The organism is Klebsiella sp. CN_Kp075, from assembly GCF_040065055.2.
Classification (GTDB): domain Bacteria; phylum Pseudomonadota; class Gammaproteobacteria; order Enterobacterales; family Enterobacteriaceae; genus Klebsiella; species Klebsiella aerogenes.
The window spans coordinates 3907793-3931109 of the sequence record NZ_CM198050.1; the positions used below are offsets into that span (position 1 = coordinate 3907793).

A 23317-nucleotide genomic window follows, 5' to 3' on the forward strand; every position below is an offset into this window, starting at 1 on the left:
CTCATCCGGGCTACCAAATCGCACAGCGCTGTAGCCCCGGTAAGCGACAGCGCCACCGGGGATTTTGAAGCCACCAGCACCGGTGTCAGCGATACGCCACTCGCCCTCCCCGGATTGCGCTGCGCTCATCCGGGCTACCAAATCGCACAACTCTGTAGCCCCGGTAAGCGACAGCGCCACCGGGGATTTTGAAGCCGCCCGCACCGGTGTCAGCGATATGCCACCCGGCCTTCCCGGATTGCGCTACGCTCATCCTGGCTACCAAATCGCACAGCGCTGTAGCCCCGGTAAGCGACTGCGCCACCGGGGATTTTGAAGCCGCCAGCACCGGTGTCAGCGATACGCCACTCGCCCTCCCCGGATTGCGCTACGCTCATCCGGGCTACCAAATCGCACAGCGCTGTAGCCCCGGTAAGCGACAGCGCCACCGGGGTTTTCTCATCCCGCCCGCACTCTCTGCGCTTCACCTATACTTGCAGTTTAAGCGGGGACAGGAGAAAGACGATGACGCTACCCGATTTTCACGTCTCAGCGCCTTTTACGCTTGGTATTGAGCTGGAGCTACAGGTCGTCAACCCGCCGGGATACGACCTCAGCCAGGATGCCTCCACGCTGATTGCCGATGTGCAAAGTGAACTAACGACGGGAGAGGCTAAACACGACATCACCGAAAGCATGCTGGAGATAGCCACCGGCATCTGTCGCGATATTAGCCATGCCACCGCACAGCTCGGCGCCATCCATCAGGCGGTACAGCGCGCCGCTCTCCGTCACCATCTGCAGATCTGCGGCGGCGGATCGCACCCTTTCCACGCCTGGCAGCGCCAGCAAATCAGCGATAATCCGCGCTATGTGAAAACCGTCGAGCACTTCGGCTATCTGGCAAAGCAGGCGACGGTATTTGGCCAGCACGTTCACGTCGGCTGTCAGAACGGCGATGACGCCATCTATTTGCTGCACGGGCTGTCACGCTTTGTACCTCACTTTATTGCCCTCAACGCCGCCTCGCCGTGGTTCGACAGCACCGACAGCCGCTTTGCCTGTTCGCGTCTGAATCGTTTCTCTTCCTATCCCGATAACGGGCCAATGCCGTGGGTTGAGAACTGGCAGGCCTTTCAGCGTTTATTCCGCCGCCTGAGCTACACCAGCATGATCGACAGCATGAAGGATCTGCACTGGGATATCCGCCCGAGCCCGGTGTTCGGTACCGTCGAGGTGCGGGTAATGGATACGCCGCTGACGATAGGCCAGGCGGTGAATATCGCCGGATTTATCCAGACGCTGGCCTGCTGGCTGTTAAGCGAACGGCCGTTTAAACATCAGCCGGAGGATTACCTCCTCTACCCTTTCAACCGCTATCAGGCCTGTCGCTACGGCCTCGACGGGGTGATAACCGATGTCTGGTCCGGCGAACAGCAGAGCATCCGCGCGAACATTCTGCAGCTGGCCGACCGATTGGCGCCTTTTGCCCACAAGGTGCATGCCAGCGCGGCGCTGGAGTCGGTTGTGCGCCAGGCCAGGTCCCCCATCAGCGAAGCGCAGCAGATGCGCGAATTCATCGCCAACGGCGGTTCGCTGATTGGTCTGGTACAAAAGCATTGCGAGATTTGGGCGGCATAAGGAAGCGAAACGGGTATACTCGGCGCAGGATATTTAAAAGGAATGTTCATGTTATTACGCCGCCTGATCCCTCTTGCGCTTCTTCCCTTCACCGCCTTTACCCATGCTGCCTGTACGCTCACCGACCCGACGCTGACCTTGCAAAGCTATACGGTTAATCCGCAGCAGGAGCGCATCGTGATGTACTGGCAAAAGCAAAATGGTAAAGCCTGGGGATCGTTGCGCTCGCTGCTGTCCGATATCGATAAAGACGGCAGCGTCCAGATGGCGATGAACGGCGGGATATACGATAAGGCCTACGAACCGCTGGGCTTGTATATCGAAAACGGCGAGCTGCTAAAGCCGCTCAACCGCGCCTCCGGCGGCGGCAACTTTTTCATCCGCCCCGGCGGCGTATTCTGGCTGAAGGGCCAGCGGGCGGGAATAACGCCTATCAACAACTTTAAGCCATCGCCTGAGATAACCTACGCCGTGCAGTCCGGGCCAATGCTGATTGAAAACGGCGCCATCAACTGGCGGCTGAAGCCCTCCGCCAGCTCGCGCAAACTGCGCAACGGCGTCGGCATTGATAAGCAGGGACGGGTGGTATTTATGCTTAGCGAGCGTGAAACCAATTTCTACGATTTCGCCTGTTACGCGCAGTCCAAACTCCACGTGCGCCAGATGCTCTACCTCGACGGCACCATCTCAAAAATGTATCAAAAGGGCGGCAGCATACCGTGGCAGTACCATCCGTTCGTCACCATGATCGCGGTGGAAATCAAAAAACCAGGCTAAAGGAAAATGGCGCCCGCTCAATCCTGAAGGGGCGCCATTCGGTATCAGGTAGGTTTACGGAAACGGCGGGTTAGCCGCTTCTCGACTTCGACCACCAGGAACATGGCCACGCCAATCGCCAGGGTCACGAACCAGTAGCGCAGCGGTAGTGCTTCGGTGCCGAACATGTTCTGCATCAGCGGTACATAGATGATAACCAGCTGCATCAGCAACAGGACGCCGGTCACCAGCCAGATACCTTTGTTGCGCAGCAACCCTTTGTTCAGGGAGAAACTGTCGCTGCTGCGGCAGTTAATCATATAGACCCACTGCGCGGTCACCAGCATCTGCAGCAGCACGGTGCGGATGAACTCGGCGCTGTGGCCGCGCGGCGCCAGCCAGGCTTCGAGAATAAAAACAGCGACGGCAATCATCGAACCGACAAAAGCGACGCGCCAGACGGCGAACCCATCCATCACGTGCTGGCCGGTCTTACGCGGCGGACGGTTCATCACGTTGCGCTCGGCGGCTTCAAAGGCCAGGCCGAAGGAGAGCGTGGCCGAGGTCGCCATGTTCATCCACAAAATCAGCACCGGCGTCAGCGGAATAATATTGCCCGCCAGCAGCGCGATGATGATCAACAGCCCCTGCGCGAGGTTGGTCGGCATGATGAACAGGATGGTCTTTTTCAAGTTGTCGTAGACGCGACGCCCCTCCTTCACCGAACTGGCGATGGTGGCGAAGTTGTCGTCGGTGAGCACCATATCGGCGGCCTCTTTGGTCACCTCGGTCCCTTTAATGCCCATGGCGATGCCCACGTCGGCCTGGCGCAGCGCCGGGGCGTCGTTAACGCCGTCACCGGTCATGCCGACCACTTCGCCGCTATCCTGCAGCGCCTTTACCAGACGCAGCTTATGCTCCGGACTGGTACGGGCGAAAATATCAAACTCCACCGCCGCCTTCGCTAGCTCGGCATCATCCATATGCTCAAGCTGATAGCCGGTCATCGCCTGGCGGCTGTTGGCGATCCCCAGCATCTGACCGATGCTCATCGCCGTCTGCGGGTGGTCGCCGGTGATCATCTTCACGCGGATCCCGGCGGCCTGGCAGGCGTGGATCGCGTCAATCGCCTCCGGACGCGGCGGATCCATCATTCCGGCGATGCCGAGGAACACCAGCCCTTCCCTCAGGTCATCGTGGGTCAACGCGGCGCTGCCGACGGCTGCCGGTTTGCAGGCGGCGGCAACCATCCGTAACCCCTGGCGGGCAAAGCGCGCCATTTCGTCTTCCCAGTACTGACGGTCAAACGGCATTGGCCCCTGCTTGCTCATCTGCTGGCCGCACAGGGCGAAGATGACATCCGGCGCGCCGGTAATCAGTACCCGCTCCTCATCGCCAATCTGCTGATGGGTGGCCATGTATTTGTACTGCGAGTCGAACGGAATTTTCGCCACCAGCCGGGTGACGACCGGCGCTAACTGGGCTTTCGCCGCTAATACCTTCAGCGCCCCTTCGGTCGGGCCGCCGGTGATGCTCCACAGACCACGTTCGTCCTGAACGATCTGGCTGTCATTGCACAGATCGATGGTGCGCAGGTAGGTTTCCAGCACGCTGCCCGGCTGGACCACCACCGGCTCGTCGCTGCCCTCCTGGAAAATGCGCCCCTGCGGCTCATAGCTGTCGCCTTCAACGCGGTAGCAGCAGTCGGCGGTGATGATCGCTTTCACCGTCATCTCGTTCATGGTCAGGGTGCCGGTCTTATCCGAACACACCACGGTCATCGCGCCAAGCGTTTCAACCGTCGGCAGCTTGCGGATAATCGCCCGCTTACGCGCCATCGTCTGTACGCCGAGCGACAGGATAATCGAGATAATTGCCGGCAGTCCTTCCGGTACCGCCGCCACCGCGAGGCTAATCAGCGACAGCAGCAGCTCTCCCAGCGGGATATCGCGCAGCGCGAGGCTGAAGAAGAACAGCGCCACCATCATCGCGAGGATGATGACAAAAATCGCTTTCCCCAGCTTATCCATTTGCACCAGCAGCGGAGTACGGTGCTTTTCAATAGTCGCCATCATCTGATTGATGTGGCCTAGCTCGGTCTCTTGACCAGTAGCGGTAACCACACCGACGCCGCTGCCGGCGCTGATAGTGGTGCCGGAGAAGACCATATTGGTGCGGTCGCCCAACGGCAGTTCGCCCTGTAGCGTCACGGTGGTTTTATCCACCACCGTCGACTCGCCGGTGAGGATCGCCTCTTCAACCCGTAGATTGTGGCTTTCAATCAGGCGCAGATCCGCCGGAACGCGGTCGCCGGCGCGCAAAATAACAATATCGCCCGGCACCAGGTCACAAGTAGGGATGGTTTCATGCTTGCCGTTGCGCAGCACGCGGGCATCGTTGGAGAGTATGTTGCGGATCCCCTGCAGCGATTTTTCGGCATTGCTCTCCTGAATATGACCGATCAACGCATTAATGACGGTAACGCCGAGAATAACCAGAGTATCGACCCAGTGGCCCATCACCGCGGTGAGCGCGGCAGCGGCCAGCAGGACGTAAATCAGGACATCGTTGAAGTGGGCGAGAAAACGCAGCCATGCCGGTTTGCCTTTCTTTTCCGGCAGCGCGTTAGGGCCGTATAATTTCAGACGACCGGCGGCTTCAGCGGTGCTGAGACCGTCGGCATGGCTCTTTTTTTGCGCCAGTACCGCCTCGACTGTTTGCTGATAAGCCTGCTGCGGCGCGACGTCGCCCGAGGGCGTGATGTTGTGGGGATTAATCATGCTGGTCAAAATAAAGTTTCCTTTTAAATTCCGTGAATCGGAAAGCCTGAAATCATTTCTGGCCAATGAATTAATGCGTTTTGCGAGCAAGATCAAATTATCCAGCCACAACATTTATTTACTCGCAAATTTAAAAATACATGGTAAGTTGGTTCTGAAAAACAAATATTACAGAGTATTTCTAAACCATTTCTAAACGAGGTAAAACATGTTTGGAATCTACCGCGGGCGCCGTCTGGCGCTGTATGTCGTACTGGCAATCATTATCGCCACAATTGTGGGATATAGTACTTATACTTTTGTAAAAATGCTGGGGTAATAAATGACGGTAATTTACATCACGATGCAATTAACTTAATCACAAATATTACTCAATAAATTAACAGAGGGGTTTTAATTAATAGTATTAGAAATAATATGAATGACGTAAATTAATCAGCGGATAAAGCATATTGCGTTAACGGACTTTTTACCGGACAATATGTTTTTTAACTGAAGATTAACATCATAATGAAACACCCGCTGGAAACGCTATTATCCGCCGCCGGCATTTTGCTGTTAGCCCTGATTTCTTGCTTGCTATTGCCGGCGCCCTCGCTCGGCCTGACGCTGGCGCAAAAGCTAGTCACATCCTTCCACCTGATGGATCTCAACCAGCTCTATACCTTGATCTTCTGCCTGTGGTTCTTAGCGCTGGGAGTCGTCGAGTACCTGGTATTACGCTGGGTATGGCGCCGCTGGTTCTCACTGGCAGATTAAGCAGTAAGAGAGAAAAAAAAGCCCGCCGATAAAGGCGGACTGGTATGCGGCCGGCGCTCAGTGCGCACGGCTGTGGTTCTCTTTGCGATACGCGCCCGGCGGCTGATTGAAGGTACGGGTAAAGATACGGGTGAAGGTTTGCTGCGAATCAAAGCCGTATTTCAGGCAGATATCATAAACCCGCTGGTCGGTATCTCGCAGGTCGCGCGCCGCCAGCAGCAGTTTACGCTCGCGAATGTAGCGCCCGAGACTTTCCCCTTTGTACTGTAAAAACAGCCGTTGCAGATGCCATTTCGAATACCCGGCATGGCGCGCAATATCATCAATTCGCAGCGGTTGATGCAGATTGTCATCAATCCATTCCACGATAGTGTCAATCACCTGAGCGGATATATTCATATCTCTTCTCTCCTCCTGAACCACTCTGGCGGTTAGCGCCACCAGGCGTTAAATGATTGTGTCTTATCAGCGACCCACACCGGTTCGCCCAGCATTGGCGTGACTAAACGCCACTCACGTCCTTCACTGGCTGCCGCCAGCCGCTGGTACGGATCGTCCCAGCTGTGTTTTGCCAGCACAAAGCGTCCGGCATGCCCCGGTAATACCGACCGGGCGCGTAAATCATCGGCGGCCTGCGCCGTTTCTTCCGGCATCATGTGGATGTACTTCCAGTCCTGGTCATATTGACCGTTTTCCATGATCGCCAGGTCGATAGGACCAAACTGCTCGCCAATCGCCTTAAAATGCGGGCCATAGCCGCTATCGCCGCTGTAATAAATCTTTTGCTGCGGGGTGACGAACAGGAAGCTGGCCCACAAGGTCTGGTTGCGTTTCAGCCCGCGGCCGGAAAAATGGCGAGCCGGCAGCGCGTGTACGGTCAGTTCATCGCTGATTTTTACCGCCTGGTTCCAGTCCATTTCATCAATGATCGCCGCATCCATTCCCCAGTAGCGCAGATGCGAGCCGACGCCGAGCGGCGTCACCACGCGTTTAACTTTCGGCATCAGCGCTTTGATGGTGGCGTAGTCGAGATGGTCATAGTGATCGTGGGAAATTATCAGCACATCGATCTCAGGCATCCGCTGCGCGTTCCACGGGTAGTCGCCGGGGAAGGCCTTATTGATGAAAGAGAACGGCGCGGCGTAATCGCTAAATACCGGATCGATCAGGATACGTTTCCCCGCCAGCTGCAGATACCACGATGAGTGGCCAAGCCAGACCATCACGTCTTCGCCAGACGGCAGGCTGGCAAGATCGGTATTCACCAGCGGCAACGGCTGCAGCGGGCGTGCGTTTTCTCGCTTAGTCACCAGGAAATCCCACCACGCGGCCAGCATGTTTTTCTGGCCGGTGAATCCTGGCGTCGGCAGTTGATTATGGAACTGGCCGTCACGGTAATTCGGCGACTGTTCGACAAGACTAAGCTGCGCACCCTTTGGCGCTTTGCCAAAACCGGCATTGAGAACAAACGGCAATGTCGTTGTTGCTGCTAATAACATAATGGCGACCACGCTAAAGGTGACACGGTTCATATCCTGACCAGACAAAAGCCCCATCCAGGGGACTTTATGATATAACTTGATTATGAGTGAGTAAGCACTCATTATTAGGAAGGAGTAGAAAATCGTCAAGCCTATTTTCAATTTTTGACATCTGCCGTTGCAGTTGCGCGGTCCGCCGTGATTAGATCGGGGTTTAACTTTCAGCGAGGTAAAATGTAGTGGCTCGTCCTAAGAGTGAAGATAAAAAACAAGCGTTACTGGAAGCCGCCACGGCCGCTTTCGCCCAGTCCGGCATTGCCGCTTCAACATCGGCGATAGCCCGCAGCGCGGGGGTTGCCGAGGGGACGCTGTTTCGCTATTTCGCCACCAAAGATGAGTTGCTCAACGAGTTATACCTCGCTATTAAGCTGCGCCTGGTGCAGACCATGATCGCCGGGCTCAACCCTGACGAAAAACGCCCAAAGGAAAACGCGCGCAATATCTGGAACAGCTATATCGACTGGGGGATGCGTAACCCTATGGAATATCGCGCCATTCGCCGTATGGCATTGAGCGAACGCATCACCGATGAAACCCGCAGCCTGGTCAAAGAGAGTTTTCCCGAGCTTAACGAGATGTGCCAACTATCGGTGAAAGCGGTTTTCCTTAGCGACGCCTATCGCGCTTTCGGCGATGCCCTGTTCCTGTCGCTGGCCGAGACCACCATCGAGTTCGCCAGCCACGATCCGCAGCGCGCCCGTGAGCTTATCGCCCTCGGTTTTGAGGCGATGTGGAATGCGCTGCATGAGAGTGAGCATTAATGGATAACGAAGCGCTACACCATCACGCGCAGCGTATCGCGCTGACCTACCCTTTCACCGAGCACTGCTGGCCGTTTGGCCCGGAGTATGACGTGTTTAAAGTCGGCGGGCGTATCTTCATGCTAACCATGACCCTTCGCGGGCGGGCAATCGTCAACCTGAAGGCCGATCCGCAAAAATCGCTGCTCAATCAGCAAATTTACCGCAGTATCGAGCCGGGCTATCACATGAACAAAAAGCACTGGATCACCGTGGTGCCGGGCGAGGATATCAGCGAGGATTTACTTGCCGAGCTTATTGACGACTCGTGGAATCTGGTGGTGGATAAGCTGGCGAAAAAAGACCAACGTCGGCTGCGTCCCGGCTGATTTTCAAATAAATGCGATAAGTGTTATCGCATTTTTCACTCTTATCATTTCCCGCGCATCGCTGTACTCTTCCTCCCACGAAATGTGCCCGTAAGGGGCTGAAAATTGTGAGGAAGAGTCATGGATATTATCTCAGTTGCCTTAAAACGTTACTCCACTAAGGCCTTTGATCCGGCGAAAAAGCTGACGGCCGAACAGGCGGAAAACCTGAAAACGCTGCTGCAATATAGCCCGTCGAGCACCAACTCCCAGCCGTGGCACTTTATCGTCGCCAGCAGCGATGAAGGCAAAGCCCGCGTCGCGAAAGCGGCCAGCGGCACCTACGTGTTCAACGAACGTAAAATCCTCGACGCTTCCCACGTTGTCGTGTTCTGTGCGAAAACCGCGATGGACGATGCGTGGCTGGAAAAAGTCGTTGATCAGGAAGACGCTGATGGCCGTTTTGCCACTCCGGAAGCCAAAGCCGGCAACCACAAAGGCCGCACCTTCTTTGCTGATATGCACCGCAAAGAGCTGAAAGATGACGATCAGTGGATGGCGAAACAGGTTTATCTTAACGTGGGCAACTTCCTGCTCGGCGTGGCGGCAATGGGGCTGGATGCGGTGCCGATCGAAGGCGTCGATTTCGCCATCCTCGACGAAGAGTTTGGCCTGAAAGCGCAAGGTTATACCAGCGTAGTTGTGGTGCCGGTCGGTCATCACAGCGTGGAGGACTTCAACGCCACGCTGCCGAAATCCCGCCTGCCGCAGTCCACTACCATCACCGAGATCTAATCTCCGCGCGCTGCCCTCCCCGGTGGCGCTGACGCTTACCGGGGCTACCAACCGAGTGCCGGATCGTAGCCCGGATAAGGCGCAACGCGCCGCCATCCGGGGAGGGCGGCGGCGATCGCTTACGCTTAGCAGGGAAAAACCGTTACTTTTTCTCCCCCTCGCCGGCGTGCCAGATCCGCTCGGCGTAGCGGCCAATCATCGCCAGCGATGCCGCCAGGATCAGGAAAAACACCACCTTGTGCAGGCTGTACCAGAAGAATTCGAAAAAGCGGGTATAGAGGTTGATGGCGAGAAACGTCAGGCCAAACCCACGCAGCATGCCATCGTCGGTTTTCAGGCTGATATAAATACAGATCACCGCCGCCAGCGCAAACAGCAGCCCCCACGGCAGCAGTTGCGCCTGACTGACCCCATACCAGCTCTCGGAATCGTAGTTGCCGAATATCGACAGGATCCACAACGCGACAAACAGCCAGGTCAGCCCCATCGCCTTAGTGACGGTAAACAACTGCCGCTGGCGTAATACATTTTGCATCAAGTAGCACAGCGCCAGCAGCACGCCGCCGAAAAGCACGAAACGAATCGGGAAGCTCATCCCCAGCCAGTAGGCACCCCAACCTGATACATAGCCGGTTTCCGCGCCAAACCAGTTCCCCAGCGCCAGCAGAAAGAAAAGCCACACCAGCCCGGAACGGGCGAAATACCCTATCAGGCCGTAAATCGCGCAGCCGAGCAGTATCAGCGGCGCCACGTGGCCGCTGCCGTCGTCCAGCCGATCGCCTAGCTGCCACAGGGCAATGGCGGTGCAAATCACGCCGAGGAACAAAATCGCCTCGGTGCTATAGTGCCACTGCGCTTCGCGACGCTGACGGCGGAACCCCCAATAATAAAATGCGATGGCCAGCAGCGTCGGCAGGATAATGCGCGCGATAGCGGAGTCGCTGAACAGATTGATAATCGCCGCAATCAATTCGGCATCGGCGAACAGACTCCCCAGCGCAATCAGTACGCAGGCTATCGCGGTCCAGAAGGCGTAGCGGCTCAGGCGCTGCCAGTCGAAAGCACGGACAGATAGCGACGCTGATAGCCGTTGGCCGTCGCTGCTGTTCAGGACCCCCTCCTGCTGCCATTGCTCGATTGCGCGTTGAATAATCCGCTGTTGTTTGCGGGTGACGTTCATAAGCGTTTCTTGTCCATTGCGGGCTTAGCCCTGTTGATCCAGCCAGGCCAGCGCCTGTTCTCCGGTTTCATCCAGCGGTAAATAGACCAGCAGACGCGAACCGTTGCGCGGCGCGGAATACCAGTACATTTGCTGCAGGCTAAAGCGTCCGAGCTGCGGATGGTTGAAATTTTTCACCTGATTTTCGACACCGCGCACCTCATAGCGCTGGTGCCATAGCGCTTCGAACTCCGCTGAGGCGGCGAAAAAGCGCGCCAGCTTGTCTTCCCACTCTGGCGAACCACGATGCTCAGCCATCGCCGCGCGAAAATAGGAAACAAAAGTCGGCAACACGTCGCGATTTTCAATGCGGCTACGCCAGGCTTCGCAGGTGAGATAGAGATAGATACAATTGCGGTCTTCTTCGGCAATCGTCGCGAAATCAACGCCCATCAGACGGCAAAAGCTGTCATTCCAGGCGACGATATCAAAGTTCGGTTTCTGAATGCTGGCGGGCTGCGGCATCAGGCTATCAAGCATGCGTCGGGTTCCGGGGCTTATCCCCTCGCAGACCGTGGCCTGCGTATTCTCTGGGGGCGTTAAGCCTGCCAGAACGAACAGATGACGGGTCTCCAGCGGGCTGCACTGAAGCGCGCTGGCCACGCCGCTTAATACCGCCGCCGACGGATTCACTTCCCGCCCCTGCTCAAGCCAGGTGTACCAGGTCACTCCGACGTCCGCCAGCATCGCCACTTCCTCCCGGCGCAGCCCCGGCGTCCGCCGCCGCCCGACGCGCGGCAGGCCGAGACGCTGCGGGTCAAGGCTTTCGCGGCGGGCGCGCAGAAATGCCCCCAGCTGTTTACGGCTATCATCGGGCGCGAGATTCAGCGCCTCACGTTGCAGTATTAGCGTCATTATTCCTCCAACATGGTAGTACCAATACCAGTATAGACAGGAACTGGTACCCGTTTAATTAATCGGAGATGCTACGGCCATCCGCTGAATGACGCAATGGAGAGATCCGATGAATTCGTCTGCTGTTTCACCCGGCCGCGCCGGCTTACTGCTGTTACTGACCGGCCAGATGCTGCCGTTAATTGATACCTCGATAACCAACGTGGCGCTGGATTCGATCACCCACTCCCTCGACGCCAGCGCCACCCAACTGGAGCTTATCGTCGCGCTGTACGGCGTGGCCTTTGCCGTCTGCCTGGCGATGGGCAGCAAACTGGGCGATAACTATGGGCGCCGCCGCCTGTTTCTTTGGGGCGTGGCGGTATTCGGCATCGCCTCGCTGCTATGCGGAATGGCTAACTCCATTAACGCCCTACTCGCCGCACGAACGTTGCAAGGCGCCGGCGCGGCGCTGATCGTGCCGCAGATCCTCGCCACCCTGCACGTCACCCTGAAAGGCACCGCTCACGCCAGGGCGATCAGCCTCTACGGCGGTATCGGCGGCATCGCGTTTATCGTCGGCCAGATGGGCGGCGGCTGGCTGGTCTCCGCCGATATCGCCGGGCTCGGCTGGCGCAACGCCTTCTTTATCAACGTGCCTATCTGCCTGCTGGTGTTGGCCTTTAGCCGCCGCTATGTGCCGGAAACCCGCCGCGAAAGCCATTCCAGCATCGACTGGCAGGGAACTTTCAGCCTGGCGTTAATCCTCTGCTGCCTGCTGTTCCCGATGGCGCTGGGGCCGGAACTGCACTGGCCATGGGAGCTACAGCTGCTTTTGCTGGCCGTACTCCCCCTGCTCGGCTGGATGCGCCTGAGCGCGCTGCGTAAACAGCAGCGCGGCGAGCAACCGCTGCTACCGCCGCGGCTGTTAAAGCTCACCAGTATCCGCTTTGGGATGGCGATCGCGCTGCTGTTCTTCAGCGCCTGGTCCGGCTTTATGTTCTGTATGGCGCTGACCATGCAGGCCGGGCTTGGGATGGCGCCGTGGCAGTCCGGCAACAGTTTTATCGCTCTCGGGGTGGCCTATTTTATCTCCGCGTTGTACGCGCCGAAGCTTATCGCCCGCTACAGCATGGGGCGCATTTTGCTGATAGGCCTGGCGGTACAGATTAGCGGCCTGCTGCTGCTGAGCGCCACCTTTTATCAACTTGGCCTGCGGACCACGACGCTGGCGCTGGTGCCCTCCACCGCGCTAGTCGGCTATGGTCAGGCGTTAATCGTCAACAGTTTCTATCGTATCGGGATGCGGGACATTCGCGCCTGCGACGCCGGAGCCGGTAGCGCCATCCTCAGTACCCTGCAGCAGGCGACGCTGGGCCTGGGGCCGGCCATTCTTGGCTCGCTGTTCTTGACCCTGGCCCAGCGCGGCGGTGGCGACTATGCGCAGGCGCTGATCGTCTTCCTGCTGGTCGAGGTGGCGATGATGCTGCTGCTGGGCGCTATAGCCCTCTGGCTGCGCCATCACCTGAACCTGCAGCCGGCGGCGACGGCGTCCTGATTCACAACTGTGTAACCTCTGATTTGCATAATAGTCATCCAGCGGTCATCATAACCGCTGGATGTACAGGAGACGTTATGCAGGAATTAATATCGCAAATCGCCGCATTAGGCATCAAAATCACCCCTACCACCTCGCTCATCATTACCTTTGGCATTATTTTTCTGACGGCGATTGTCGTTCATCTCATTCTGCACAAAGTGGTACTGCGCACCTTCGAAAAGCGGGCGCAGGCCAGCAGCCATTTATGGCTGCAAATCATCACGCAAAATAAACTCTTTCACCGCCTGGCGTTCACCCTACAGGGAATTATCGTCAACGTTCAGGCCGTGCTCTGGCTGCAGAAAGGCAGCGAAGCGGCGGAAATTTTATCCACCTGCGCGCAGCTGTGGGTAATGGTTTACGCCATGCTTTCCTTCTTCTCACTGCTGGACGTGATTTTCAATCTGGCGCAAAAATTCCCCACCGCCTCGCAGCTGCCGTTAAAAGGCATCTTCCAGGGCATTAAGCTGGTTACGGCGATTATTATCGGCATTCTGATCATATCGCTGCTAATTGGCCAGTCGCCGGCGATTCTGATTAGCGGCCTTGGCGCGATGGCCGCCGTGCTGATGTTAGTATTTAAAGACCCGATTCTTGGCCTGGTGGCCGGGATCCAGCTTTCCGCCAACGACATGCTCAAACTCGGCGACTGGCTGGAGATGCCGAAATATGGCGCCGATGGCGCGGTTATTGATATCGGTCTGACCACGGTAAAAGTGCGCAACTGGGATAACACCATCACTACAATCCCCACCTGGTCGCTGGTCTCGGATTCGTTTAAAAACTGGAGCGGGATGTCGGCCTCCGGCGGTCGTCGCATTAAGCGCAGCCTGAACATCGATACCACCAGCATCCATTTTCTTGACGAGCAGGAGCAACAGCGCCTGATTCAGGCCAAATTGCTGAAGCCCTATATGGACTCGCGCCATCAGGAAATTAACGAGTGGAACCAACAGCACGCCAATGCGCCATCGGTGCTCAACCTGCGCAAAATGACCAATATCGGCACCTTCCGCGCCTATCTGCAGGAGTATCTGCGTAACCATCCGCGGCTACGCAAGGATATGACCATGATGGTGCGCCAGTTAGCGCCGGACGCTAACGGCCTGCCGATTGAGATCTACTGCTTTACCAATACCGTGGTGTGGGCGGAGTATGAAGGCATTCAGGCGGATATCTTCGACCATATCTTTGCCGTGGTTGACGAGTTCGGCCTGCGTATACACCAGACGCCAACCGGCAACGACATTCGTTCACTGTCGGGCGCGCTGTCGTCCTGATTCCCGGCTGGCGCGCATTGCGCGCCAGCGTACTCTCACTCCACTATCATTTCTCAGGGCTAGCCGTCGACACAGTTTAAGCAGATGATCTTTTCACCAACATGGATTATCGCCAAAGGACGCTCTGCATAATGAAATTAACCACAACGTTTGTCGCGCTTGGCTGCGCTTTAGCACTCCTTTCCGGTTGCACCTCATCGAAGACCTCGCCAGAACGCCATGCTTATAGCTTCGTGTCTCACCGTTCAGATTTCGTCGGCGGTAATTTCACCGTTAACCGTCAGCAAAATTATCAGATGAACCTGCCTAACTTCCGCGATATTTATGCCCGCGGGCAAGAAGATCGGAAAAAAGGGGTGAGTGAAAGCGATGCGCAGCGGGTTGCCGACGCCATTAAGCAACAGGCGCTGGAAGGGGTGAAGTCACAACACTCCTTCAACGGTAATGCGAGCGATCGGTGGAGCGAAACGATGGAAGCGAAAGATGCTCGTCTGTTTGGTAATGAGCTGGCTGGCGCCTATCTGGACGGCTTCCACGGGATAAAATAAGTTGTGTCGCCCCGCCAGTCCGCGGGGCGATAAGCCTTACGCCGGGCGGCGCAGCAGTTTGAAGGCGGCAAACAGGAAGATAATCCACACCGGCAGCAATATCGCCGACAGACGCATCCCGTCAATGGTGCACATCAGTACCAGAATCAAACCGAGAAAAGCGATGCAGAAGTAGTTGCTGGCTGGCGCCAGTAACGCTTTGAACTTCGATTCGCGGCCTTTACGACGCTGCGCGGCGCGAAACTTCAGGTGCGCCATACAGATCATTATCCAGTTCAGCAGCAGCGTCGCCACTACCAGCGCCATCAGCAGCCCCAGCGCTTCATGCGGCAGGAGATAGTTCAGCACCACCACCAGCGAGGTAATGACGCCTGACAGCAGCAGCGAATTCACCGGCACGCCGCGTTTGCTGACGCGGGCGAGAAACTTCGGCGCATTGCCCTGTACCGACAGGCCGAACAGCATCCGGCTATTGGAATAGACGCCGCTGTTATAGACCGACAGCGATGCCACCAGAATGACGAAATTCAGCGCGGAAGCCACCACGTTGCTGTCAAGATTATGGAAAATCATCACAAACGGGCTGCTATCGGATTTGATCTCCACCCACGGATAGAGCGCCAGCAGCACCACCAGCGAGCCGATGTAAAACAGCAGGATACGGTAAACCACCTGGTTGACCGCTTTCGGAATGCTCTTTTCCGGATTTTGCGCTTCCGCGGCGGTAATGCCGATAAGCTCCAGCCCGCCGAAAGAAAACATAATCACCGCCAGCGACAGCACCAGGCCATGCCAGCCGGTGGCAAGGAAACCGCCATGCTTCCACAGGTTATCAAAACCGGCTTTGCTGCCGCCGTGGCCGCCAAACAGCATCCACAGGCCAAAGGCGATCATGCCGATAATCGCCAGCACTTTAATCAGCGCGAACCAGAATTCTGCTTCTCCATACAGGCGTACGTTGACCAGGTTGACGGCGTTAATAATGATGAAGAAGGCCGCCGCCCAAACCCAGGTGGGCACGTCCGGGAGCCAGTACTGCATATAAATCCCGGCGGCGGTCAGTTCCGCCATCCCTACCAGCACGAACATGACCCAGTAGTTCCAGCCGGAGAGAAAGCCGGCGAACGGGCCCCAGTATTTATAGGCAAAGTGGGCAAAGGAACCGGATACCGGCTCTTCCACCACCATCTCGCCAAGCTGGCGCATAATCAAAAAAGCGACAATACCGGCCACGGCGTAACCCAGTAATACCGCCGGGCCAGCCATTTGAATCGCGGGACCAATGCCGAGAAACAGGCCGGTACCAATCGCGCCGCCAAGGGCGATAAGTTGAATATGTCGGTTTTGTAAACCGCGATGAAGCGTCGGGCCGCTCTCTTCCACGGCATCCGACGACGTTGACGCGTCTTTCACGTCGTTCCCCTGTGTGTTTTTGTGAAGGGGCACCTTTTATCACTTAGGGGGGATTGTCGCAAGTTGCGCGGGGCAAGCATCAGCCGCCCGCCCCGCTTTTTTAGCGTTAGAAGTCGTAGCTCATTGAGACGCGAACGGTACGCGGATCGCCTTCGAACAGATAGGTTCCGGTATCGTCAATGCCGGACCAGTACTTCTCGTTGGTCACGTTGGTCACCCCGATGCGCCAGGTCATTTCGTTCTGGTCGGCGTTCAGGCGCATACGATAGCGCAGGCCTAAATCCAGGGTGGTGTAGCTATCCAGCTTCTTGGTGTTGGCCGCATCGGCATACTGCGAGCCGCTATGATTGACACGCGCTGTCGCGGTCAGGCCTTCCACCGGCTTGATATCATACTCGGCGCCAAGCACCGCGTAGAAGTTAGCCACCCCGATGGCATCTTTACCGTCGGTTGCGCCTTTAGCGGTTTTAGTCTGTTTGGCATCCAGCCACACCGTACTGGCGTTAAGACGCAGCCCCAGCATCGGCTCGCCGAAGACGTTCATCTCTACGCCGCGGTTACGCTGCTCGCCGTCGAGGCCGTAATTGCCAGCGGTATCGGAAATGGCGTTCGGTTTTTTGATTTCAAACAGCGCCAGCGATCCGCCGATCGTACCGTAGTCGATCTTGACGCCCACTTCGTCCTGCTTCGAGTGCGCGATCCCGGTACTCTGCCCGGCATTGGCCGCCGTAGTCGGCGCCACAGAGCCCGGCTGCAGCGCTTCGGTATGGTTAGCATACAGCGACAGCTGCTCCCACGGCTTGTACACCAGGCCAAACGTCGGCATCCAGCGGCTTTGGGTATAACGCGACGAGGTATCTTCCAGCCCGGTGGCGTTGCTGTAGTTGCGCACGACCACTTTCTGATGACGAGCAGCCGCGGTAAACAGCACCTTATCGTTAAAGAAGCCGAGGGTATCGCTCAGCAGCCAGCCCTGCGTACGGCTGCGCGAGGTGACCAGCGGATCGTGGTAGTTGCCGCCTAAATAGGCGTTATCCGGCATTGCCACATCGCGGTTGTCATAGATATTGGTGGTCGGGTTCTTCGCCGACATCCGCCAGGCGGTCGCATCGGTATGCACCTGCGCCGCATAGCCGAGATTCACCTTATGCGAAATCGCGCCGGTATTGAAATCGCCGCGTACCCCGCCCATGCCGCTGATCGCGTCGATGATGCGGTTAGTATCAAGGCGGCCAACCGTCGCATCGCCGTTTTTATTGAGCAGCTTCGGCGCGCTGTAGGTGCCGATTTCATGCGAATGCTGACCGCCGAGGGCGCTGTATACCGTCCAGCTATCGGTCAGGTCATATTCCGCCTTCGCCATGCCGAACTCGCTTTCGATATCGCTATAGCCCCACTTCTGGCTGTAATTTTTGCTGTTGTCCGGCAGCGCCGGGACGAAATCCACGCCGCTGATATTGACGCCCATCGTACCGCCGTGGAACGTTTTCTTCTGATAGCCGAAATCGAGCGAGGAGCGGAAACGATCGCCGCGGTAATCAAGCCCCAGCGAAGCCAGCGTGGTACGGCGTTTATCGTTATCGATAGCGCCTTCGCCCTCGCGATGCACCAGGTTGACCCGGGCGCCGAACTGGTTGTTATCGCCGAAACGGCGCCCCAGGTCGAGGGTACCGCCAACCTGGGAATCAGAGGTATAGTCGACGCCAACGCGTGCGGTCGGCAGATCTTCCGCCCGCTTCGGCTCGAGGTTAATCATCCCGCCGACGCCGCTGCTGGCCGCGCCGTTAAGCAGGCTGTTAGCCCCTTTGAAAATTTCAACGCGCTCCAGCATCTGGGTATCCATCACCTGACGCGGCACCACGCCCGCCAGTCCGCCCATGGTCATGTCATCGCCATCGAGCTTAAACCCGCGGATTCGATAGGTCTCGGCGAAGTTGCCGTAGCCCTGTACGGCCTGCACGCCAGCGTCGTTGCTGACGACATCGGCGATAGTTTTCGCCTGCTGGTCCTGAATCAGCTTCGAGGTATAGCCGATGACGTTAAACGGGACGTCCATCGCTTTTTGTTCGCCAAGCATTCCCAGACGGCCGCCGTGGGCGATCTGGCCGTCGAGGAATGCCGGAACTACCAGGTCGCCGCCGGATTTAAAATCGCTGTTTTCGTTAGCCTCGACGATGATGGTCTCTTCGCCAGGCTGCTTCGCGGCGGCAGCGTCCGCGGCCATCGCCGTTTGACTGGCGGCGCTGATGGCTAAGGCCAGCAGCGTTTTACGCAGCGGGAAGGATGAATAGTGCGTGGTGTGCATAATTTGCCCCATGGATGAGGATAAATGGATCAAAGGGCCCGTCGCCGGGCCAGTTATTTTTATTGCGCGTTCAGGTCGATACGTACGATGCTGTCCGGGCCTTTAGTGGAGTGGTCTTTATTGAAGGGCTGTTTGACGGTGACAAACAGCGTCTGACCATCGGCGGAAAGCAGCAGGCTGTTGGGATTGGCCGGCAGCGCCCAGCTTTTCTTCAGCGTGTAGTGGCTGGCGTCAAGGCTGATAACCTTGCCGGATTCACGCTGTGAAATATAAATCTCGTGGCGTTTCCCATTGAACTGCACCGCCAGCGAATCGCCGACATCGAGCTGTTTAAGCAGTTTGCCGCTGTGGATATCCAACACCAGGGTGGTTTTCGCTTTCGAGTTATCGGTCACGAACAGACGACCGGTTTCGCTATCTTCGGCCATATTAAGCAGCAGCGCCGGCTTGTCGCCCAGCGGCTTCCAGCGCTGTTCAATGCGTTGGTTGCGCGGGTTGATCACCAGAATTTCACCGCTGCCGTTGGCGGCGTATACGCGCCCGGTTTGTGCAGAATAGTGCAGGCCGGTCATCCATTTACCGGTGTTTTTAATCCGCGTTTTCAGCTTCAGGGTAGTGGCGTCAACCACCCAGATTTGCGCCGGGTCGGCGACCGCGCCAACGTAGAGGGTATTATTTAACAGCAGCAACTGACGCGCCCCATAGGGGAGCCCTTTTTCATTGCGCTCGCTGAACAGCAGGCGGTTTTTTACCTTGCCGGTGGCGGTGTCAATAGCGCTGATGCCGCCGTCGAGCGAATTGCTGACGTATAGCGTTTTACCATCCGCAGAGAGCTGTAAAGCGAAGTTTTTCAGATCGGTATGCGTCAGGCCGATGGTATTAAGGGTTTGCGGATCCAGCTTGTAAACCGCTCCGCCCTGCACATCTTTAAAGCCCTCAGCGCTGGCGACGTACAGCGCATCGCCCTGCGGGCTTAGCGCCATCTCGTACAACCCTTCCGCTAGCTGGCGCTGCAGAGGTTGCGCCACGTTAGCCGCAGGAGAGTTAACAACCGGTTGAGCAACGGCAGCGGAATGGTGGGTCGCGCAGCCGCCTAACGTCGCGCTGATGGCCAGCGCCAACGCCGGAAGAGTGTATTTCATTGGAACAACCCTATAAAAAATCAATGACCCGGTGGTCGCGCAGCGGCCGATATTGTGTGTTTCCGGCCTGCTGTCTTTGCGTCACCCTACGCCTTCGCTGTTCCTTGTGAACGACTCACTGGCGCAGATCGATCCCTGCTTAGTCTGCGAACAAAAAAGAGAATGAGAACTATACTCATTATCGAATGTCAAACAAGCCTCGGCGGGCAAAAAAGATTATCTGCTGATTTTTTAACGTGGGATGGCGGATTGATAGGGGGAGAAAAGAACTGCGGGATCGATACATACCCGGATAGCGGCGCATTACGCCTTATCCGGGCGACAGGAGGCTAAGCCGCACGCTTCTGGCGAAGGGCGGCTTAGCACGTTTAATGCAATTTCAGGCGCGGGCGAATAATACGGTTAATCCCGCCGGACAGCATCATCAGGCCGGTTTTGAAATAACCGTGCAGCGTCACCTGATGCATCCGATACAGCGAATCGTAAACCATGCGCGCAATACGGCCTTCGACCATCAGCGGGCCGATCGGCAGATGCCCCATAATGCTACCGAAGGTGGTATAGCTGGACAGTGAAACCAGCGAACCGCGATCGCGATAGGAGAACGCTTTCAGCTTATGCCCCTTCATGCGGGCGATAATATTATCGGCGGTGAACAGCGCCATCTGATGGGCCGCCTGGCCGCGCGGCGGGATAAATCCGCCTTCCGGACGCGGGCACGCCGCACAGTCGCCGAAAGCAAAAATATCAGCGTCGCGCGTGGTTTGCAGCGTCGGGGTCACCACCAGCTGATTGATACGGTTGGTCTCCAGCCCGGCAATATCCTTCATGAAGTCCGGCGCTTTGATCCCCGCCGCCCAGACAATTAAACTCGCCTCGATAAACTGGCCATCTTTAGTATGCAATCCACGCTCCTCAACGCCGGTGATCGTGGTGTTGGTCATTACATTAACGCCAAGCTTGCTCAACTTATCGTGGACGGCGCTGGAAATTCGTTTTGGTAGCGCGGGTAAAATACCATCGCCGGCTTCAATCAGGCTGACATTTAACGCATCGTTAGTCAGATCTTTATAGCCATAGCTGTGCAGTTCTTTCACCGCATTATGCAATTCGGCAGATAATTCAACGCCGGTCGCGCCGCCGCCGACGATAGCAATATTAACTTTACCGGTGGCATCTGGATCGGCTGAATAACGCAGGAATTGGTTAAGCATTTGCTGATGGAATAATTTTGCCTGCTCGGAGCTATCGAGGAAAATACAGTGCTCTTTAACGCCCGGCGTATTGAAATCGTTCGACGTACTGCCCAACGCCATCACCAGCGTATCCCAGCTCAGCTTACGCTCCGGCACCAGCACTTCACCCTGCTCATCCAGCAGTGCGGCGATAGTAATGGTTTTATTCTGCCGATCGATATCCATCACCGAACCGTGCTGAAAGGAAAAATGATGCTTGCTGGCATGCGCGAGAAAGCTCAGCGCATCGACGCCTTCATCCAGCGAACCGGTAGCCACTTCATGCAATAGCGGTTTCCACAGATGGCTCTGGCTGCGATCGACAAGCGTGATATTCGCTTTACGCCGGCGTCCTAATTTACGCCCCAGTTGGGTAGCCAACTCCAGTCCGCCGGCGCCGCCGCCGACAATAACGATCTCTTTTAATGGCGTAGTCAAGGTGAACTCCAAAATAATTAATTAAATGTTAATTAAAAACTCTCAGATAATTTTTAGTTAACAATAATTCAAACAATAAAATGCCAGTCATCCATTAGATGATTACGGGATGCATATTGGTAATCGCAAATTTAATTGGCGGCAATTTTTAATCGGGATATTATTGTACAAGTTTTCAGGCAATTTCCTTGCACGCATATTCGAGGTAAACAAAAAGGCCACTAAATTATTATTTAGCGGCCAGGGTAAGGATTAGATAATAATAACTATTAAGTCTTATATTTAATGAAGGGTGATTAGCGGCAGCAACGTATTACCGCGGTTTAATAACGCATCATCACCGATTTAAGTTCAGTATAATCATCAATAAACGCGCTACCAAACTCACGGCCAATACCCGATCCTTTCATGCCGCCGAACGGTACCGCCGGGTCGAGGAAGGTATGCATGTTGACCCACACGATCCCGGCATCAATGGCCTGCGAGTAGCGCAGCGCCTGGCGGATATTATCCGACCAGACGCTGGCCGCCAGCCCATACGGCGAAGCATTAATTCGGGCCAGCGCCTCTTCTTCGCTGCGATAGCCAATAAAGCTGCATACCGGGCCGAAGGTCTCTTCGCGCATCAGGGTGCTCTCTTCGCTGCGCACTTTAACCGCCGTCGGCTGCAGGAAATAGCCCTCGCCGGGCAGCGCTTCGCCGCCGCAAACGATGGTATCGCCCTCATCGCGCGCGGTCTGAATGAGCCGCAAGACTTTGTCATACTGCTGGCGGTTGGCCAGCGGCCCCATCAGCGTTTGTTCATCCAGCGGCGACCCCGGCGCGAAAGCGCTGAACTTGTCTTTCAGCAGCGCCAGTACCGCATCCAGCTTGCCCTGCGGCAGATAAAAGCGCTCAGCGGCGGCGCAAATCTGCCCCTGGTTGAGGTAACCGGCTTCAATGATGCCGTTCACCATGGCCTCCGCCGTCAGATCATCGAGGAACAGCGCGGCGTTTTTACCGCCCAGCTCCAGCGTAACCCGTTTACCTGACCCGCTGGCCGACTGCTGGACTTTTTCCCCGGTCGCCACCGAGCCGGTGAAGCTCACTTTGGCGCAGGCCGGATGCGTGATGAGCCGTTGGGCGATTTCGCCGCCGGCGCCGTTGACCACGTTAATGACGCCATCCGGGATACCCGCCGCTTTCGCCAGTTCCGCCACCCGCAGCAGCGTCAGCGGCGTATACTCGCTCGGCTTGAGGACGATAGTGCAGCCGCAGACCAGCGCCGCCGCCATCTTCCAGATGGCAATCATAATCGAGAAGTTCCACGGTACGATGCCGACCACCACGCCCAACGGCTGGCGGCGGGTAAAGGCGGTATATTTCTCCCCGGCCATCGACGGCAGCGACACATCCAGGGTTTCCCCGGTGATTTTTCCCGCCCAGCCGGCGAAGTAGCGCAAAAACGCTACCGATTGATCCAGTTCCAGCATCCGCGCCAGGGTGATGGTCTTACCGGAGCAGAGGCTTTCCAGCTGCGCCAGCTCTTCGCGATGCTCTGCCAGCGTGTCCGCCAGTTTCAGCAGCAGCGCGCCGCGCGCCAGCGTCGGTATCTCGCGCCACTGATTAAACGCCAGGCGGGCGCTCTCCATCGCGCGGTCCGCCTGGCCGACATCCGCCGCCGTGACCTCGGCAATCGCCTGTCCGGTCGCTGGGTTTATCACCGCGAACGGCGCGCCGTGGCCCGCCTCCCGATGACCGGCAATAAACTGCCCGTGCGGCTGGCGTAAAAAGGCGGTCACTTCCGCCAGTAAGGTTATCTCGCTCATCGTCAGCACCCGTTTTTTAGCAAAGTTAGCCCATCACAGCACGGTTGCGCCGCACCGCCCATCGTTCTAAAGAACGTCATTCTTCCGGACGATATTCAGCGCCCGCGCGGCGTGCTGTGATGAGGACATTGAGCCA

20 protein-coding genes are annotated in these 23317 nt (G+C 56.8%); 9 read left to right on the plus strand and 11 right to left on the minus strand.

Annotation, left to right across the window (positions count from 1 at the left end; all coding sequences use genetic code 11):
* Nucleotides 1–209: 209 nt before the first annotated feature.
* Nucleotides 210–467: a hypothetical protein gene (locus ABLV78_RS18735; protein ID WP_228279834.1), complete on the minus strand. Its 258-nt coding sequence runs from the start codon at nt 465–467 to the stop codon at nt 210–212.
* A gap of 37 nt (nt 468–504) precedes the next feature.
* On the opposite strand from ABLV78_RS18735, the gene ABLV78_RS18740 reads away from it, so the two are divergent.
* Together ABLV78_RS18740 and ABLV78_RS18745 are read left to right on the plus strand one after the other, a co-directional pair.
* Entirely contained in the window at nt 505–1620 is a 1116-nt protein-coding gene (locus ABLV78_RS18740) for a YbdK family carboxylate-amine ligase (RefSeq protein WP_047049401.1), read from the plus strand.
* A 48-nt stretch (nt 1621–1668) separates the two neighbouring features.
* Nucleotides 1669–2397: a phosphodiester glycosidase family protein gene (locus ABLV78_RS18745; protein WP_047049403.1), complete on the plus strand. Its 729-nt coding sequence runs from the start codon at nt 1669–1671 to the stop codon at nt 2395–2397.
* A gap of 44 nt (nt 2398–2441) precedes the next feature.
* Here ABLV78_RS18745 and ABLV78_RS18750 read toward each other — a convergent pair whose 3' ends face one another.
* A complete protein-coding gene (locus tag ABLV78_RS18750) occupies nt 2442–5165 on the minus strand; it encodes a cation-transporting P-type ATPase (RefSeq protein WP_165430630.1) in 2724 nt (907 codons plus the stop codon).
* Between the two features lie 501 nt (nt 5166–5666).
* Here ABLV78_RS18750 and ABLV78_RS18755 point away from each other — a divergent pair.
* The gene (locus tag ABLV78_RS18755; RefSeq protein ID WP_015704686.1) at nt 5667–5915 is read left to right on the plus strand and encodes a DUF1158 domain-containing protein; all 249 of its coding nucleotides are present in this window, start codon (nt 5667–5669) and stop codon (nt 5913–5915) included.
* A gap of 57 nt (nt 5916–5972) precedes the next feature.
* Here ABLV78_RS18755 and ABLV78_RS18760 read toward each other — a convergent pair whose 3' ends face one another.
* Complete coding sequence (locus tag ABLV78_RS18760; RefSeq protein WP_015367806.1) at nt 5973–6314, minus strand: RamA family antibiotic efflux transcriptional regulator; 342 nt, start codon at nt 6312–6314, stop codon at nt 5973–5975.
* A gap of 32 nt (nt 6315–6346) precedes the next feature.
* A complete protein-coding gene (locus ABLV78_RS18765) occupies nt 6347–7462 on the minus strand; it encodes an MBL fold metallo-hydrolase (protein ID WP_165430629.1) in 1116 nt (371 codons plus the stop codon).
* A gap of 173 nt (nt 7463–7635) precedes the next feature.
* On the opposite strand from ABLV78_RS18765, the gene ABLV78_RS18770 reads away from it, so the two are divergent.
* The 3 genes from ABLV78_RS18770 (at nt 7636) to nfsB (ending at nt 9359) form a co-directional block, all read left to right on the plus strand.
* Entirely contained in the window at nt 7636–8217 is a 582-nt protein-coding gene (locus ABLV78_RS18770) for a TetR/AcrR family transcriptional regulator (protein ID WP_047049409.1), read from the plus strand.
* Nucleotides 8217–8585, plus strand: coding sequence for an MmcQ/YjbR family DNA-binding protein (locus ABLV78_RS18775; protein ID WP_015367809.1), 369 nt, complete (start codon nt 8217–8219; stop codon nt 8583–8585). Before ABLV78_RS18770 ends, ABLV78_RS18775 begins: the two co-directional genes overlap by 1 nt.
* A gap of 120 nt (nt 8586–8705) precedes the next feature.
* Nucleotides 8706–9359 (plus strand): oxygen-insensitive NAD(P)H nitroreductase, encoded by a 654-nt coding sequence (nfsB, locus tag ABLV78_RS18780; RefSeq protein WP_047049412.1) that lies wholly within the window; start codon nt 8706–8708, stop codon nt 9357–9359.
* 142 nt (nt 9360–9501) lie between these two features.
* Here nfsB and ABLV78_RS18785 read toward each other — a convergent pair whose 3' ends face one another.
* Nucleotides 9502–10539 carry a DUF2339 domain-containing protein gene (locus ABLV78_RS18785; protein ID WP_047049414.1) on the minus strand — a complete coding sequence of 346 codons (1038 nt, stop codon included), beginning with the start codon at nt 10537–10539 and terminating at the stop codon, nt 9502–9504.
* Nucleotides 10540–10563: 24 nt separating this feature from the next.
* Nucleotides 10564–11433, minus strand: coding sequence for a helix-turn-helix transcriptional regulator (locus ABLV78_RS18790; protein ID WP_047049416.1), 870 nt, complete (start codon nt 11431–11433; stop codon nt 10564–10566).
* 109 nt (nt 11434–11542) lie between these two features.
* Here ABLV78_RS18790 and ABLV78_RS18795 point away from each other — a divergent pair, with 109 nt between their 5' ends.
* From ABLV78_RS18795 to ABLV78_RS18805, 3 genes are all read left to right on the plus strand, one after another.
* Nucleotides 11543–12970 (plus strand): MFS transporter, encoded by a 1428-nt coding sequence (locus ABLV78_RS18795; protein ID WP_045393346.1) that lies wholly within the window; start codon nt 11543–11545, stop codon nt 12968–12970.
* Between the two features lie 77 nt (nt 12971–13047).
* Complete coding sequence (locus tag ABLV78_RS18800; protein WP_047049418.1) at nt 13048–14292, plus strand: mechanosensitive ion channel family protein; 1245 nt, start codon at nt 13048–13050, stop codon at nt 14290–14292.
* 131 nt (nt 14293–14423) lie between these two features.
* A complete protein-coding gene (locus ABLV78_RS18805; protein ID WP_045381305.1) occupies nt 14424–14840 on the plus strand; it encodes an Exc2 family lipoprotein in 417 nt (138 codons plus the stop codon).
* A gap of 36 nt (nt 14841–14876) precedes the next feature.
* Here ABLV78_RS18805 and pheP read toward each other — a convergent pair whose 3' ends face one another.
* From pheP to ABLV78_RS18830, 5 genes are all read right to left on the minus strand, one after another.
* Entirely contained in the window at nt 14877–16253 is a 1377-nt protein-coding gene (pheP, locus tag ABLV78_RS18810) for a phenylalanine transporter (RefSeq protein WP_015367815.1), read from the minus strand.
* A 106-nt stretch (nt 16254–16359) separates the two neighbouring features.
* On the minus strand, nt 16360–18558 hold the full coding sequence (locus ABLV78_RS18815) for a TonB-dependent receptor (RefSeq protein ID WP_047049420.1): 2199 nt from the start codon (nt 18556–18558) through the stop codon (nt 16360–16362).
* A gap of 59 nt (nt 18559–18617) precedes the next feature.
* Nucleotides 18618–19700 carry a YncE family protein gene (locus ABLV78_RS18820; protein ID WP_047049423.1) on the minus strand — a complete coding sequence of 361 codons (1083 nt, stop codon included), beginning with the start codon at nt 19698–19700 and terminating at the stop codon, nt 18618–18620.
* Nucleotides 19701–20068: 368 nt separating this feature from the next.
* Nucleotides 20069–21373, minus strand: coding sequence for an NAD(P)/FAD-dependent oxidoreductase (locus tag ABLV78_RS18825; RefSeq protein ID WP_047049425.1), 1305 nt, complete (start codon nt 21371–21373; stop codon nt 20069–20071).
* Between the two features lie 323 nt (nt 21374–21696).
* Nucleotides 21697–23181 carry an aldehyde dehydrogenase family protein gene (locus ABLV78_RS18830; RefSeq protein ID WP_047049427.1) on the minus strand — a complete coding sequence of 495 codons (1485 nt, stop codon included), beginning with the start codon at nt 23179–23181 and terminating at the stop codon, nt 21697–21699.
* Nucleotides 23182–23317 lie beyond the last annotated feature (136 nt).